Source organism: Pseudomonas sp. MEJ086 (assembly GCF_030209025.1).
GTDB classification, from domain to species: domain Bacteria; phylum Pseudomonadota; class Gammaproteobacteria; order Pseudomonadales; family Pseudomonadaceae; genus Aquipseudomonas; species Aquipseudomonas fulva_A.
Map to the genome: position 1 here is coordinate 15,806 of NZ_JARVSV010000039.1, position 15,002 is coordinate 30,807.

Here is a 15,002-nt window from a genome sequence, read left to right on the forward strand (position 1 = left end):
AACCAGAAATGCGGTGTAGCCGAGCGTGTGGCGAGAGCACTGATACGAGCGGAAGAATCGTGCCCAGCCGCGGCACCGGCCGACATAGCGACAGGGAACCCCAACACAAGGTGATGCTGAACTGCGTACCAGTTTGCCGGGCGACCTGTTCGACGAGCCGATTCGCGAAAAAGGCGCCACCTGATGGCCTGCAGATACAGGCCCTCGCAAATATAGTGCAGCCTCAGTGTCGCAATGAGGCCATTGGAAGTCGGATCTCGTTGGTCGTGAAAATCTCTAGTGGGCACATGATCGGGCAAGCGAGATCAAGAGCATCTAGCCTAACGCTCGCATTTGCCGGAATACCTTGGCTCATCTCTAGAGATGCGTACCTCAATCGTTACTAAGTAGTGGGTGACGTGGCATCGGCAAAGCAACCAGCAATAGAGTCTCGTATGAACTGAAATAGTTCGACAGCGGCGCCCCGCATGTATCTTTAGCCGGGGGAGAGTTTTACTTTGGAGGAGCCAGCATGCCCTACCGAACAAGAGCAGACGCTTTTTGGGCAGGTGTCCGTGCGCTCATTCCATTGACTCCGGGCGTGGTTCCATTCGGGCTTCTGGCAGGTGTCATGGCCATCGGAGTCGGCATGACACCGGGCATGGCGATGGGCATGACGTTGCTGTTCTATTCCGGCTCGGCACAGATGGTCGCGCTGCAGTTGATGCAAGACGATGTCTTGCCAGTGGCGATCATATTCACTGCGTTGATCATCAATTTGCGCTTTCTGATGTACAGCGCATCGCTCGCGCCCTACCTGCATCACCTGCCTCGTCGCTGGATATGGCCTCTGTCTTACATGCTGTCCGACCAGTCGTACGCCACCTGTATTCTCAAACTGTCATCTGGCGAACTGGGGCGCTTTGCTCACTTCTTCTACGCCGGTACGGCGCTGACCATGTGGTTGTCCTGGCAGCTCTCGGTCATGGCCGGCATCTTTCTGGGCACCAGCATTCCCGATACCTGGTCGCTGAGCTTCGCGATCCCCCTTTCGTTTCTGGCTCTGCTGGTTCCGGCAATCCGCAATTCGGCAAGCCTTGGCGCTGCTGTGGTCGCAGGCGTGGTCGCGGTATGGGCAGTCAACATGCCGTATAACCTGGGCCTGCTGACTGCATCGATAGCCGGTATCGGTGCGGGGCTGCTGATCAGCAAGACGCGCCAGCAAACGGCGGATGACACGAGCGTTAGCAACGCCGAGCGAGAAGCCCCATGAGCGATTTGTTTCTCTGGGGGCTGTTCCTGGCTGTCGGCCTCGGAACCTTTGCCATACGACTTTCCTTTCTCGAGCTCTATGGCCAGATCAGGATTCCGGCGATTCTCAGCCAGGCCTTGCAGTTCGTTCCTGCCAGCGTGCTGGCCGCGCTGGTTTTACCGGCGGTGGTATACCCCGGCGGACAAAGCGAAGTGGTATGGAACAGCCCGCAGATTCCGGCCGCCATCGTGGCCACCTTGATAGCCTGGAAGGTACGCAATACCACGCTGACGCTCGTGGCGGGCATGGGGACGCTGTGGGCTCTCGAGCTGTTGGGTTGGTGATGGAGTTGCAGTATTTGCACGGCTTAATACTGCTCTACTCTCCATGAGCAAGGCATCCAGCACTACTCAAATGCTGGATGCCCTGATCGCTCCGCGCTGGGCCGAATGAGCGTGCTACGACGCATCGATCCAGATGGTTTTCAGCTCGGTGTACTGGTCATGCGCCCAGATCGATTTGTCGCGCCCACCGAAGCCGGATTCCTTGTAGCCACCGAACGGCGTTGATGCGTCACCCTCACCGAAACAGTTGACCGTGACGATGCCGGCACGGATTTCCCGTGACAGGCGCAGCGCGTTGCGCAGGCTGCCGGTATAGGCCGATGCGGCCAGACCGTAGACTGTGTCGTTGGCCAGGTCGATGGCTTCGTCGATATCCGTGAAGGTGGTCACCGACAGCACAGGGCCGAAGATTTCCTCGCGGAACAGGCGACTTTGACGATCCACGTCGTTGACCACGGTCGGCTGAACGAAGATGTTCTTCTCCGTCTGCCCGCCATAAACGATGTCCAGTTTGTCGCTATGCGCCTGGTCGAGATAGGAGCGAACCTTCTCGAAGTGCGCCTTGCTGACCATCGCACCGAGGCGATTTTCCGGATCCAGCGGGTCACCCATCTTCCAGCTCTGGATGTGTACACCAATGCGTTCCAGCAACGCATCCCTGACCTCGGCGTGGACGATCAGGCGGGATGAGGCAGAGCAGTTCTCGCCCATGTTCCAGAATGCGCCATTGACGATGAACTGGGCGACCTGGTCGATATCCTCGACATCGTTCATGACGACTGCCGGGTTCTTGCCACCACACTCAAGCACGACCTGTTTGAGGTTGGATTCAGCGGCGTACTTGAGGAACAGGCGGCCAGTTTCAGTGGAGCCGGTGAAGCTGACCATGGCGACATCGTTGTGGCGACCAATGGGCTCACCGACTTCACGGCCGCCACCGGTGACCACGTTGAACACACCTCCAGGAACCCCCGCTTGGTGGGCTAGCTCGGCAACGCGCAAGGCAGTGAGTGTGGTTTCTTCAGCCGGTTTGACGACGATGGAACAGCCAGCGGCCAGCGACGGGCTGATCTTCCAGGCCAGCATCAGCAGCGGGAAGTTCCAGGGCAGCACCAGGCCAACCACACCGACCGGCTCACGCACGACCATGGCCATGGCTGCCGAGCCAACCGGCGCGGTGCTGTCGTAGATCTTGTCGATCAACTCGGCGTGCCAGCGCAGGGTATTGACGGTTTCCGGCAGGTCGACGTTCTGGCATTCCTGAATAGGCTTGCCACTGTCCAGGCTTTCCAACACGGCCAGCTCGTGAGCGTTATCTTCGAGCAGTTGAGCGAAACGCAGAAGGATGCTTTTACGTGCACCGGGCGAAAGCAGTCGCCAGCGACCATCGTCGAACGCCTCGCGAGCGGCTGCAACAGCGACGTCGACATCCTCGGCGTTACAGGCTGCGATGTTGGCCAACAGTTCGTCGGTTGCCGGGTTGGTGGTGATGAAGGTTTCGCCCGACAGCGCATCACGGAACTCACCGCCGATGAAGGCCTGGGTACGGACGTTCAGCTTGGCAGCGATGTCTGCATAAGCTTGTTTGGTGAGCAACTCGGTCATGTCAGGCCTCCTGAGTGATCAGCGATACGTTTTTCTTCAGCGCGGCCACGACGCGCTCCAGTTCGGTTTTTTCCTCGCTGCTCATATCCTTGAGCGGAGTCCGTACACCACCAGCGCGAAGGCCGCTGATTTCGCAACCATGCTTGATCGACTGGACGAACTTGCCGCCCTCCAGGAAGTCCATCAGCGGCAGCATCGCTGCCATGATGCGGCGGCCCTTGTCGAAGTCCTTTTCGATCACGCACGCCTCATAGAGCGCGACGTGCTCGCGTGGCACGAAGTTGGAGCCGGCGCACACCCAGCTACGGGCGCCCCAGGCGAAGAACTCCAACGCCTGGTCGTCCCAACCGCAGGAAATCTGCAGGTTGGGTCGATGAACCGCGAGGTGATGCAGGCTCGCCATATCACCCGAACTTTCCTTGATCGCCTGAATGTTCTTGCATGCAGCTACGGCGTCGAAGAATTGCGGCTGCATAGCCACGTTCATACGGCCGGGATAGTTGTAGAGCATGATCGGCAGGCCAGCGGCTTTGTCCACGGTGAGCACGTGTTCGGCGATTTCCTGCTGAGTCGGCAGTGCATAGGGCGGCGTTCCGACGAGGATGGCGTCGGCCTTTTGGGACTTGGCCACCTCGGCGAAGAGCACGGAATCCTCGGTGCGAATGGCGCCTGTGCCAATTACCAGCGGCAAGCGGTTGCCGATCACTTCGCGAGCACGGGTGATCAACGCGATACGCTCTTCGCTGGTATGGGCGTAGTACTCACCCGTAGAGCCGCCGATGACAATGCCGTGCACCTTGGCCTCGATCAGGTATTCGAGAACCTCCGCAAACGCACCATGGTCGATCTCGCCATTGCTCTGCAGCGGAGTAATGGCCGGAGTGAAGATGCCGTCGAAGTTCATGGGTAGAGCCTCCATCTGGTTGATTCATTGATAGTGCGGAACCGGAGCCCCGCGTTTCGGCAGTACGTTGGCCTCAGCTCTCCCGCCCTGCCCGGCGCTGCCCCCAGAGCAGGTTCAGATTGACCCCTGCTGACAGGAACGGCTGCGGTGGGTTTGCGTTGGGGCCTGGAGCGGCCAGCAGGAAATCGATCAAGTCATTGCGTTCGCCAGCGAGCCAGTCGGCCAGCAACTTACCGGTGATGGTGCCGCGTGTTACGCCTAGCCCGTTGCAGCCCAGAGCGCCATAGACGTTGGGCGCCAGCTGGCCGAAGAAGCCGTTGTGGTTGCGGGTCATCGCCAGTGCGCCGCCCCAGGTGTATTCGAAATCGACGTTGGGCAGCATGGGGAAACGTTGCGCATAGGAGGCCCTGTGACGCTGCAGAAAACGCTGCAGGTATTTGGGGTTACTGCGGCCATCAGGGTTGAAACTGAAGCTGTTGCGAATCAGCAGACGGTTGTCCGGCGTGCGGCGAACCGTGGTACCGAACGGATCGGCCGGAATGACTCCCCAGTAGGGTTTGCCTTGCAGGCGCGCCTGTTCGTCGCTGGTGAGCTGGCGGGTGATGCTGCCGTAGGTGAAGATCGGCAACATGCGCCCCTGCAGAAAACCGAAATGCTGACCAAAGGAATTGTTGGCCAGCACCAGCCGGCTGGCAGAGATGCTGCCAGCGGCATGCCGCAAGCGTGTTTTGTTGGTGCTGTATTCAACTTCCAGAATCGGCGTGCGCTCGTAAAGCGTCACGTTCGCGGGCAGGTTGTCGGCCAGGCCTTTGACCAGCGCCGAAGGCTGAATCAACACCGCACCTGGGGTGTACAGGGCCCGGCGATAGAAGTGCGTGCCAATGTGATGCGGCAACTCTTGCTCGCTGAGCATTTCATAAGGCTGGCCGAGCTTGTCCAGGCCACGGCGGTATGCATCGAGCACCGCCAGGCCTCGCCGCTCGACTGCGGCCTGATACTTCCCGCAGGCCTTCATCTGGCAGTCGATGCCAAAGGTCTCGACCCACTGGCTGAGCAGACGCTGGCCAGCCAGGTTCAGTTTGAGAACGGTTCTGGCGATATCGAGATCGCCGATGTAATCCTCGGCGCCGATGTCATGGGGCAGATCGATTGCAAAGCCGGCGTTGCGCCCGGAGGGTCCGAGGCCAACCTCCTGCGCCTCGATCAGCACCACTTCGTCATCCGGGAAGTTCAGCGCCAGTTGCCGAGCTACCGACAGGCCGGTAAACCCCGCGCCGATAACCACCCAGGGTGCCTCACTGTGCCCATGATGGCTGGCACAGGGTTTACGCGGCGGGCTGAGGTGGAACCAGCCACAGCTGTTGTCATCGGCAGGCAAGGCGTGAACTTTCATGAGTGCTGAACCATTGCAATTGAGGAAGCGGCCTGAATGCAGGGCCTACTGAGCTACACCCGCTGTTTGGCGAGCGGTTCCTTGGTTATCGTGATCAGGTGCTCGGCTGTGCCTGGAAAGCCGAGTGGTGGCTCAAATGCGAGTCGTAGGTGGTTCTGAATTCCATCGGCGGCAGCCCGAACAGATCCTTGAAACGACGGTGAAAGTGCGGGTAGCTGACGAACCCGGTAGCCAGAGCTACATCGGTCAGCGAGCGGTTGCTATGGACGATCAACTGACGCGCGCGAGTCAGGCGCAGCTCCAGGTAATAGCGCAACGGTGGCGCGTTAAGATGACGTGAGAAACGACGTTCTAGCTGTCGCCGTGAGACGCCGACCTGATCAGCAATCAGATCGATGTCCAGCGGTTCTTCTATGTTCTCCTCCATCATCGACAACGCCACACTCAACGGTTTGGGGAGGCACTTGCCACTCGGCCTCGAAATGGCGGGCAAATCCTGTTGATGACGCTCCGGCTGGTGCAAGCGCTTGATCTCGTCCTCGAACACCGGTGTATGCCCCAGTGCGCAGCGCTTCATCACCGCCAGCATCAAGTCCAGCACCGCACCAGGTTCGGCACTGGTGCCAACGCGGCCGCTGAGTGCGTGACCACTGCCACCGAGATCCAAAGACGGGTGATACTCCTTGATCGGCGCGAGACTATCGGGATGGCATACACCGGCCCGGTTTTCGAGAAGCCCAGCCTGCGCCAGATGAAATGCAGCGTTCCACAGGCCGCACATCATCGTGCGCTCGAGGGCGGCGCGGCGCAGCACCTTACTCAGTACGGCGTTTGGCGCCAGCCTGACGCGGTGCCCTCCGACGAGCACAAGCATATGGTGCTGCACACGAACCAGTGGCAGGCGCTGGGTATCAACCGTCACACCCACATCACTACGGATGGCACCACCAGTCAGCGACCATGTGCTGATCTGGTAGTCGACACCCTGCTCGAGTGCAGTGCCCGTATTGAGCGCGTCCAGTGCAGTGGAAAAGGACGTCAGAGAAAACTGGTCAAGCAGGATGAAGGCGACACGAACACAGCGGCTTGCCGGAGTGCCACCCACGCCAAACACCTGGTTTCGTGATTTCAGTACGCTTTGAAAGGAGTCTTTCATGATTCACCTGCCTGCCCAGAAAACTCTGCCGTTACTGCTGTCCAGCTGCCCGTGCATCTTTCAGCCAGCTGTCCCATTCGGTCTGGTGAGCACTGATCCACTCCTGGGCCTGGCGCTTTATAGCCTCGAGTGACTTCTCGCCATTTTGCATACGCAGGTTCTGTGCGCTTTCGTCTTCAGTGGATATGCGGACTTTGGAAAGGAAGGTGCGCGCTGCCGGATTTTCCTCGGCGAACTCTTTGTTAAGAACCGCCTTCACGTTGTCGATCGGAGCGCCGAGATTCTTGCCATCGAATGTGGTGTTCACGTCATTCTTGCCGTCGGGCAATGAAGTGAATGGAACCGGCAGCCATACGACGTCGCGCCCTTCCACCAACACGCCAGAGATCCATTGCGGCACCCAGGTGTAGTAGAGAATCGGTTGCCCCTGCTGATAACGAGAAATGGTGTCGGCCATCAGGGCGAAGTAAGAGCCACGGTTATTGGTGACGGTATCGTTCAGGCCGTAAGCCTTGAGCTGGTGCTCAATGATCACCTCACAACCCCAGCCCGGGTTACAGCCGGTAAGGTCAGCTTTACCATCACCGTTGCTGTCGAAGAGCTTGGCGATTTCCGGCTTCTTGAGGTCAGACACGTCCTTGATGTGGTGGGCATCGGCGGTTTTCTTGTCGATCATGAAGCCTTGCAATACCCCGGGCATCACGTCACCGACCGCGGTCATCACGTCATCGCCGCCAGCCTTGGCGTAGAACGCAGCATGCAGGTGCTCCCACATGTGCACGGTGAAGTCTGCATCGCCGTAAGACAGCGCCAGAAACAATGCTGGGTAGTCAGTCTCTTTCGGTTGTTTGACCTCGTAGCCAAGCGCCTCGAGCCCCGCTATAGCTATTTCGCCGCGAAAACGCTCTTCGGCGATGGTCGGGAAGATAGGCGTGACCGATACCCCCTCACCGGGTTTGTCCGGGTTGGCTGCCTGAGCGGCGGATACCAGAATCATGCCGATAACCGGAGCGGCCATGGCGGCAACGATAGCTCTCTTGCACATGGAGAAATTCATGAGTCACCTGCTGATGTTTTTAATTAGAGGAAAGGCAAGTTCAATGAGTTAAAGGCTGTGCAACGTCTTTCTTTTTCTTCTTCAACCGCACCACCAGCCCGACCGGACCACTGTGGTACCAGCGCTGACCGGTAGTCAGGTGTTGACTGCGCTCACCCAGCGCTTGGGTGAAACGATCCAGACAAATCGCCAGCAGTACCAATCCGATACCGCCAACGCTCGCCAGCGCCATGTCGAGCCGGCCAATACCACTCAGTACCATCAGCCCCAGACCACCGACGGAAATCATCGACGCCACGACTACCATCGACAGCGCCAGCATCAGGGTCTGGTTGACACCAGCCATGATGGTGGGAGCGGCAAGCGGCAGCTGCACCCTTAGCAGCATCTGTCGAGGCGTACAGCCAAAGGCCCGTGCGGCCTCGATTTTGTCTTCAGGAACCTGACGAATACCCAGGTTGGTGAGACGTACCAGTGGCGACACCGAAAAAATGATGGTGACGATTACGCCAGGCACGTTGCCGATGCCGAACAGCATCACCACCGGAACCAGATAGACGAATGCGGGCAAGGTCTGCATGGCGTCGAGCACTGGGCGAATCAACACCTCGAGACGGTCGCTGCGTGCACAGGCAATGCCCAGTGGGATACCGATCACGGCACAGAAAAACAGCGAGGTCAGAACCAGTGCGAGAGTGACCATGGCGTCGCCCCATACGCCGATCAATCCCAGGGCAGTGAGCGTGACGACCATCAGCGCACCGATTCGGCGTCCGCCCACCTGCCAGCCGATCAGGCCCGCCAGGATGATGAATACGCTAGGTGGTACCGACATCAGCGCTGCCTGGACACCATCGAGCACCTGATCGACAGGCCAGCGAATGGAGCGAAATACATCGCGAAAGTTATGCACCAAATAACGAAGTGCATCTTCCACCCATGTCCCTACTGGAACATTGATCGTTTTGAACGGGTCGAGAAAACTAAAATCGGACATGAGCTGTACCTCAGCCTCAACAACGGCTTACTTTACGTAGTGCAGGTTTAGTTTCCGCCAAGACAACTCAGCAAGCGGCCTTGAGAAATACTTCCCCGATAGACGCCAGCCTCATCAACTACCGGAACGGGCAAAGCGGCCTGCGCCACAATATGGAAGATCTCGTTGAGCGGAGTTTCGGCCTTCAGCGAGGGCTGTCGGCCCGGCTCATAGGCAATACCGCCTTCTTGGGCGATATCTCCAGCCTTGAGAATTCGACTGGAATCGAATCCGTTGAAAAATGCGCGAACATAATCGTTAACCGGATTGCTCAACAACTCACGTGGCGTACCGATCTGTACAACTTTGCCACCTTCCATTATTGCAATGCGATGGCCAATACGAACGGCCTCTTCAATATCATGGGAAATAAAGATAACGGTGCGATTTTGTTCTTTCTGAAGCTTTATCAGTTCACCCTGCATCTCACAGCGGATCATAGGATCAAGGGCTGAAAATGCTTCATCCATCAGCAAGATAGCCGGATCGTTTGCCAACGCCCTTGCCAGCCCCACACGCTGCTGCATGCCGCCCGAGAGCTGGTGCGGAAAGCAATGTTCCTGCCCGGCAAGGCCTACCTGGCTTAACGCCTCGAGAGAACGCGCATTGCGCTCCTTTTCCGAAACGCCACTTATCTCCAGGCCGAAGCCGACATTATCGAGTACCGACATGTGAGGCATCAAAGCAAAGGACTGAAACACCATGCCCATGTCCCTGCGACGAACTTGCAGCAGGTCTTTATCAGCAAGGCCGGTGATTTCCTTGCCATTGAGAAAGATGGAGCCGAAGCTGGGTTCGATGAGTCTGTTGAATAAACGCACCATGGTCGACTTGCCCGACCCAGACAAACCCATTATGACGAAGATCTCACCACGCCTGACCGAAAAATTGGCATCGAATACGCCAATCACTTGCCCGGTCTTTTCAAATATATCTGCCTTGGTTGCGCCATCGCGCACCATATCCAGCGCTATTTTCGGTTGAGAGCCGAACACCTTGTAAACATTACGAACAGACATGATTTCATCGGTTTCACTCATGACTCGCCTCCTTCAACCTCGGCGCGCTCGCCATAAACCAGCGCACAGTGATAGAAAATAATTCTTGATGGGCAGGAGCAATGAGTGTCTGTTTTCACGACGATATCCTATTTTTATTGTTTGCCCGCGGAGTAGGGCTTTCGTCAAAACTATAATCATCCCCCCGGCAAATCCAACTACATTTCCAAAGGCAATTTGATAACCTCGCGTTATGCATTCGCTCAACGCCACCGGAGTGTCGTGTAAAGAACAGACCTACGCGCTTGCGCGTCTTACCCTTCGACACGCGTGCACCGTGCCCCCTGAGCATGGCACTGCAGTTATTAACGAGGCTCGAATGTCCAAGCACACCGACCCAGATGCCCTACTCCTCAGAATGCCCTCATTGCGCGCGGTAAAGGCATTCGTTGCTGCTGCAAAATATGAAAGCTTCACTCGTGCCGCAGAAGCGTTGTGCGTATCGCAAGCCGCAATCAGCCGGCAGATTCGAGAGCTTGAAGGTTATCTAGGCGCCCAACTGTTTGACCGTGTTGGTCGGGCGGTGCAGCTCACCAGCGCCGGCGAGCTTTTCTTCGATGCAGCACAGTTATCGTTCGTCAACATCGCCCAGGCCGCCGAGCGCATCCGCAGTAATCAAGCCAGTAAACGCATGCTGACGGTTTGCTGTTCACCCGCGTTCTCGGCGCTGTGGCTGTCGCAGCATCTCCCGGATTTTTTCGCCCAGCACAACGACATCGAACTGAACCTGATCACGACTCAGAACTTCTTGGTCATGGAACCCGGTGTACAGCCGGATATCTTTATTACCAAACTGCCCAAGGTGGGCGAGGGATACCGCAGGACTGCTCTGTTCCACGACGTCATCTACCCTGTGTGCTCACCACACTATCTGGAGCGCAACCCGCAGCTCTGCACGCTCGAGGGCGTACGTGATTCGTTGCTGCTCAACCTGAGCCCCTACGGACGCTCACAGGTAGCGGAACACGTCGACTGGGGCGTATGGCTGGCGTTTCAGGGCATCAATATCGATGAGCGCCCAGCGACAAGCCCACAGATTTTCAGTGCCAACGACTACAACCTGATCATCAGCATGGTGCTCACTCATCAGGGCGTTGCGCTGGGCTGGAATCATCTGGTCAAGGCCCTGCTCGAACAGGGCCTTCTGGTACGGCCAATCGAGGCGGAGGTGGAACTGCGCAACAGCCGTCACTATCTTTCTATTCGCGAAGAGGCGGAAGACGTCGATGCCGTGCGGCGTTTTCAGCAATGGATATTGGGCCACTTCGCACGCCGCTAGCCTGACCTGCGGTTATCCTTTGCACGAAGAAAATGTCGCTAGAGTACGACGATGCGCTGGCCCACTGTCTGCGGGGTGAATATTTCCCGAGCAGAGTTCAAAAGGAGCCATCGCATGTCGCTGTACATCTTCTGCCGTGACTTTGAGTTTTCCCAGTTGCCTGCTCATACCCAGGCAATACTGAAAAAAAGCCTGCTCGATATCGTTGGGGTAATGGCTGGGGCGGTAACCAACGAGACCAGCCAGACGCTCTATCGCTTCGCTCGCCAACACTATCCCGGTGGAGCGTTCATCAGTCGGCTGCCTTTCGATGGTACCCAGGTAAGTGTTTTGGGCGCCGGCTGGGCTGGCGGCTTCACGGCCGATAGCCTGGATGCCCACGAAGGCCATTTCACGTCCAAGGGCCACGCGGGCGCAACGGTAGTTCCAGCTATCCTCGCCTTGGCTGACGCACTGCATGCGCAGGGCCAGCCGATCACTGGCCGACAACTGCTCGAAGCGCTCTGCATTGGTTATGAAACAGGCTTGCGTGCTGGTGTGTCGCTGATATCCACCTCTCCTACCTACCACGCCTCGGGCGGTTTCTCAGCCATTGGCGTAGTGTGCGCGGGCGCGCGTCTGATGGGGCTCGATGAAACCACCTTCCGCCATGCACTGGGAATCGCTGAGTATTTCAGCGCGCGCTGCCCGATGATGCGCGTGGTTCAGCACCCGACCATGCTGCGTGATGCCCATGGCTCCGGGGCTTTCGTTGGATTGAACGCATTGCTGATGGCCCGCGAGGGGGTAACCGGCGCGCCGGCCGAGACAGTCGAAGATGCCATTGCAGCACCCTACTGGGATGATCTGGGCAGCCGCTGGGAAATAGACGCCCAGTACTTCAAACCCTGGCCCGTGTGCCGCTGGGCTCAGCCCGCCCTCACCGCCATGAGCGAGCTGATGCGCGAGCACCCGCAAATATGTGCTGACAACATCGCATCGATTCGTGTGGAAACTTTTTGGGAGTCGATGTGCCTGCAGGGCCACCGCCCCAGCAACGCCGACGAAGCCCAGTATGCCCTCGCCTTTCCACTGGCGGCGCTCATTGCACGCGGCAAGGTCGGCCCAGTTGAAGTCACCGGTGCAGCAATCACCGCGCCAGACATTCTTGCCGTCAGTGAACGCATCGAAATCGTAGAGTCAGCAGATATTTCGGCACGCTTCCCAAAGGAAATTCTTTCCCGCGTACTCGTGGCACTGAAGAGCGGCGAGCAGCTGGAGTCACCCATTACAGCCGCATTGGGTGACCCTGAACGCCCCATGACCTCAGAAGATATCGACATGAAATTCGATCTGTTTGCCGGTGTGAACCTCCGTCACCAAGCCTGCTTCGAGTTGAAGTCGGCCATAAAGGAACTGGAGCATTCCGCATCAGCCATCGATGCTCTGGCGCCACTGTTCCGGCCACACGATCAATAACCTGCAATCATGCTTTCCCCTCCTGAAATGTCGTTTGTAGCGCCACAGGTGGCGTAATACGCTCCGACCATGCATCACTGCGCAGCAGGGTGTCTCCGGCCTGCCCGCCGCCGAAGGCTTTCATAGCGATGGCGGCGTTTGCCATGAGTTTTCAAACATCACAAGACCAACAAGACCGTTAACGAAATTCGGCTCAAGGTATGTTTCCTGGAGGACCACTATGAGTAACAAGCAAACCGTCATCGACCTGATCGCTCAACGCAAAGCCCGACACTCGCTACCCCGTGAGCTGTACAGTGATCCCCAGGTCTATCGCCAGGATCTGGAGCAGATCTGGCACAAGGATTGGATCTTCGCCGGCCATACATTCGAAGTCGCCAAACCTGGCCAGTACTTCACCTTGCAGATCGGGGATTACCCGGTCGTTGTGGTAGGTGGCAAGAACGGCCAGGTGCATGCCTTTCATAACGCTTGCCGCCACCGTGGCGCCAAGGTCTGCGAGCACGAACAGGGTAAAGTAGCCAAGCTCGTATGCCCTTATCACAAGTGGACTTACGAGCTGGACGGCAACCTGTTGTTCGCTGGCAACATGGGCACTGACTTCGATAAAACCCAGTACAACCTGAAGCCCGTGCACTGCGAAATCGTCGAAAGCTTCATCTATGTCTGTGTCGCCACCAAGGCACCCGACTTCGACTCTTTCCGCAGCGCGGTAAAGCCCTTCATCGCGCCGCACTTTCTGGATAACTGCAAAGTCGCCTTCAAATCCGACCTGATCGAACGAGGCAACTGGAAGCTGGTTTTCGAGAATAACCGCGAGTGCTACCACTGCGACGGCACACACCCAGAGCTGCTCAATTCCTTCGTGGAGAACCTCTCAGTCGCAGGCGTGGGTGGCGAAGACGACCCGGAACTGAGCGCCCACTGGGCTCGCTGCGAACGAGCCGGTATGCCAAGCAAGCTGGTCATGGACATCAACGGCCGCTTCCGCATGACCCGCATCCCGCTCTCCGCTGGTGCAGTGAGCTACACGATGGATGGCAAGCCCGCCGTCAATGGTCGGCTCGACAAAAGCGGCGAAGCTGACATCGGTGCCCTGCTCTATTTCAATTACCCGTCCACTTGGAACCATTTTTTGGGCGACCACGCACTGAGTTTCCGAGTGCTGCCCATTGGCCCGAACGAAACCCTGGTTACTACAAAGTGGCTGGTGCCAGAGTCAGCGGTCGAGGGTGTGGATTACGACATCGAGCGCCTGACCAAGGTGTGGATCGCAACCAACGATCAGGATCGTCAGTTGGTCGAGGGCACTCAGGCCGGCGTCAATTCGCCTTCCTACGAACCAGGCCCATACTCGGAAATTGCCGAAAATGGCGTATGCCAATTCGATGATTGGTACTGCGCAACCATGCTAGAGCGCCTCCGCGGGCCGATTGCGCTGAAGTCTGTGGGCTGAGCGGCGGCTCGCTCGTGAACGTGCCAGAAAGCTACGTATTCATGACGTAGCTTTCTGGAATACCTCACCTGAATACCAAATAGAAAGACACTATGTGAATTCTGCATCGACGCGTGGACTCAGGCATCTTTGCAAGCCCAAACTTCTTTCCGCGAAGCTATACCAATAACAATGCCTCCCACCCCGCAGGAAACCACCCGTGAACATCAAACAGAAACTCACCTGGGCCTTCGCGGCCATAGCCTGTGTGCCCGTCGTGGTGGTCGCTATCGTGGTGGTCGTAAACCTTCGCGCTCAGGCGCAGGACAACTTCCTCGACAGCAGCAATCGAGAAATTCGTCAGATCGAAAACGCCATGAACCAGTTTTTCGACGCAATCGCACAGAACGTCGAATACTTGGCGAAAAGCCCGAAAATTCAGAACGCCCGAGACCTTAAGAGCTATGTCAGCGCCGATGCGGCTCAGACCCCGATGACAGAGACGGGCAAAGAGCTGCTGCAACTCTTCGATCAGTTCGCGGCTACCCACCCGACTACGGCGTATTTGTCCTTTGCCAATACAGATAGCACTTACGTCAGTTGGCCTGATGACCCCAAAATGCATAGCTACGATCCTCGCGTGCGGCCTTGGTACAAAAGCGCTTTGAACTCGCCAGGCAAAGTAGTACGCAGCCCTGCCTACTATTGGGCGACCGACGATGTAGTGTTGATGGCCACCGTCCGCACCGTTGATGACAGCCAGGGTAAAAACCTCGGGGTGATCAGCCTGGACGTTTCGCTCAAGCAGCTCACCGAACTGGTCAAGCAGATCAAGCTTGGCGAAAGTGGCTACCTGATGCTGCTGGAAAGCAACGGCAACGTGCTGGTCGACCCCCGCGATCCCGCCCATGGCTTCAAGTTGATCAGCGAGCTGGGCGACGGCTACACACAGTTGGCCGGCGTACAGAATGGCTTGGTCGAGGTAGAACTAGGCGGCGTGCCGTACATGGCCAACGTCTGGTCGTCGAGCACTCTGGGCTGGCGCT

Annotated in this window: 13 protein-coding genes; 6 read left to right on the forward strand and 7 right to left on the reverse strand. The window is 57.6% G+C overall.

The features are described from left to right. Positions 1–511 precede the first annotated feature (511 nt). Complete coding sequence (locus tag QRN22_RS23290; protein ID WP_042553961.1) at positions 512–1,252, forward strand: AzlC family ABC transporter permease; 741 nt, start codon at positions 512–514, stop codon at positions 1,250–1,252. Further along, a complete protein-coding gene (locus QRN22_RS23295) occupies positions 1,249–1,575 on the forward strand; it encodes an AzlD domain-containing protein (protein WP_042553960.1) in 327 nt (108 codons plus the stop codon). Before QRN22_RS23290 ends, QRN22_RS23295 begins: the two co-directional genes overlap by 4 nt. A 114-nt stretch (positions 1,576–1,689) precedes the next feature. Here the strand turns inward: QRN22_RS23295 and QRN22_RS23300 are convergent, their stop codons facing one another. The 7 genes from QRN22_RS23300 to QRN22_RS23330 all read right to left on the reverse strand — a co-directional run bounded on the left by QRN22_RS23300 (position 1,690) and on the right by QRN22_RS23330 (position 9,766). Continuing rightward, a complete protein-coding gene (locus QRN22_RS23300; RefSeq protein WP_042553959.1) occupies positions 1,690–3,180 on the reverse strand; it encodes an aldehyde dehydrogenase in 1,491 nt (496 codons plus the stop codon). Position 3,181: 1 nt separating this feature from the next. Continuing rightward, positions 3,182–4,084, reverse strand: a complete 903-nt coding sequence (locus QRN22_RS23305; RefSeq protein ID WP_042553958.1) for a dihydrodipicolinate synthase family protein — start codon at positions 4,082–4,084, stop codon at positions 3,182–3,184. 73 nt (positions 4,085–4,157) lie between these two features. Beyond that, positions 4,158–5,477: an NAD(P)/FAD-dependent oxidoreductase gene (locus QRN22_RS23310; RefSeq protein ID WP_042553957.1), complete on the reverse strand. Its 1,320-nt coding sequence runs from the start codon at positions 5,475–5,477 to the stop codon at positions 4,158–4,160. Positions 5,478–5,571: 94 nt separating this feature from the next. After that, complete coding sequence (locus tag QRN22_RS23315) at positions 5,572–6,633, reverse strand: GlxA family transcriptional regulator (protein WP_042553956.1); 1,062 nt, start codon at positions 6,631–6,633, stop codon at positions 5,572–5,574. Positions 6,634–6,664: 31 nt separating this feature from the next. Further along, on the reverse strand, positions 6,665–7,678 hold the full coding sequence (proX, locus tag QRN22_RS23320; RefSeq protein ID WP_231570160.1) for a glycine betaine/L-proline ABC transporter substrate-binding protein ProX: 1,014 nt from the start codon (positions 7,676–7,678) through the stop codon (positions 6,665–6,667). Between the two features lie 52 nt (positions 7,679–7,730). Further along, positions 7,731–8,687, reverse strand: a complete 957-nt coding sequence (gene proW / locus QRN22_RS23325; protein WP_042553954.1) for a glycine betaine/L-proline ABC transporter permease ProW — start codon at positions 8,685–8,687, stop codon at positions 7,731–7,733. A 47-nt stretch (positions 8,688–8,734) separates the two neighbouring features. Then, a complete protein-coding gene (locus QRN22_RS23330) occupies positions 8,735–9,766 on the reverse strand; it encodes a quaternary amine ABC transporter ATP-binding protein (RefSeq protein ID WP_042553953.1) in 1,032 nt (343 codons plus the stop codon). Between the two features lie 337 nt (positions 9,767–10,103). On the opposite strand from QRN22_RS23330, the gene QRN22_RS23335 reads away from it, so the two are divergent. The 4 genes from QRN22_RS23335 to QRN22_RS23350 form a co-directional block, all read left to right on the forward strand. After that, the gene (locus QRN22_RS23335) at positions 10,104–11,063 is read left to right on the forward strand and encodes a LysR substrate-binding domain-containing protein (protein WP_042553952.1); all 960 of its coding nucleotides are present in this window, start codon (positions 10,104–10,106) and stop codon (positions 11,061–11,063) included. Positions 11,064–11,177: 114 nt separating this feature from the next. Next, positions 11,178–12,521 (forward strand): MmgE/PrpD family protein, encoded by a 1,344-nt coding sequence (locus QRN22_RS23340; protein ID WP_042553951.1) that lies wholly within the window; start codon positions 11,178–11,180, stop codon positions 12,519–12,521. 220 nt (positions 12,522–12,741) lie between these two features. Further along, the gene (locus QRN22_RS23345) at positions 12,742–13,977 is read left to right on the forward strand and encodes an aromatic ring-hydroxylating oxygenase subunit alpha (protein WP_042553950.1); all 1,236 of its coding nucleotides are present in this window, start codon (positions 12,742–12,744) and stop codon (positions 13,975–13,977) included. Positions 13,978–14,176: 199 nt separating this feature from the next. Further along, positions 14,177–15,002: cache domain-containing protein (locus tag QRN22_RS23350; protein ID WP_285404154.1), on the forward strand; the 826-nt coding region annotated here is incomplete at its 3' end.

Bases quoted from the DNA above. Each gene is read 5' to 3' on its own strand.
- QRN22_RS23290 (WP_042553961.1), top strand. From the start codon at position 512: ATGCCCTACCGAACAAGAGCAGACGCTTTTTGGGCAGGTGTCCGTGCG.
- QRN22_RS23295 (WP_042553960.1), top strand. From the start codon at position 1,249: ATGAGCGATTTGTTTCTCTGGGGGCTGTTCCTGGCTGTCGGCCTCGGA.
- QRN22_RS23300 (WP_042553959.1), bottom strand. From the start codon at position 3,180: ATGACCGAGTTGCTCACCAAACAAGCTTATGCAGACATCGCTGCCAAG.
- QRN22_RS23305 (WP_042553958.1), bottom strand. From the start codon at position 4,084: ATGAACTTCGACGGCATCTTCACTCCGGCCATTACTCCGCTGCAGAGC.
- QRN22_RS23310 (WP_042553957.1), bottom strand. From the start codon at position 5,477: ATGAAAGTTCACGCCTTGCCTGCCGATGACAACAGCTGTGGCTGGTTC.
- QRN22_RS23315 (WP_042553956.1), bottom strand. From the start codon at position 6,633: ATGAAAGACTCCTTTCAAAGCGTACTGAAATCACGAAACCAGGTGTTT.
- proX (WP_231570160.1), bottom strand. From the start codon at position 7,678: ATGTGCAAGAGAGCTATCGTTGCCGCCATGGCCGCTCCGGTTATCGGC.
- proW (WP_042553954.1), bottom strand. From the start codon at position 8,687: ATGTCCGATTTTAGTTTTCTCGACCCGTTCAAAACGATCAATGTTCCA.
- QRN22_RS23330 (WP_042553953.1), bottom strand. From the start codon at position 9,766: ATGAGTGAAACCGATGAAATCATGTCTGTTCGTAATGTTTACAAGGTG.
- QRN22_RS23335 (WP_042553952.1), top strand. From the start codon at position 10,104: ATGTCCAAGCACACCGACCCAGATGCCCTACTCCTCAGAATGCCCTCA.
- QRN22_RS23340 (WP_042553951.1), top strand. From the start codon at position 11,178: ATGTCGCTGTACATCTTCTGCCGTGACTTTGAGTTTTCCCAGTTGCCT.
- QRN22_RS23345 (WP_042553950.1), top strand. From the start codon at position 12,742: ATGAGTAACAAGCAAACCGTCATCGACCTGATCGCTCAACGCAAAGCC.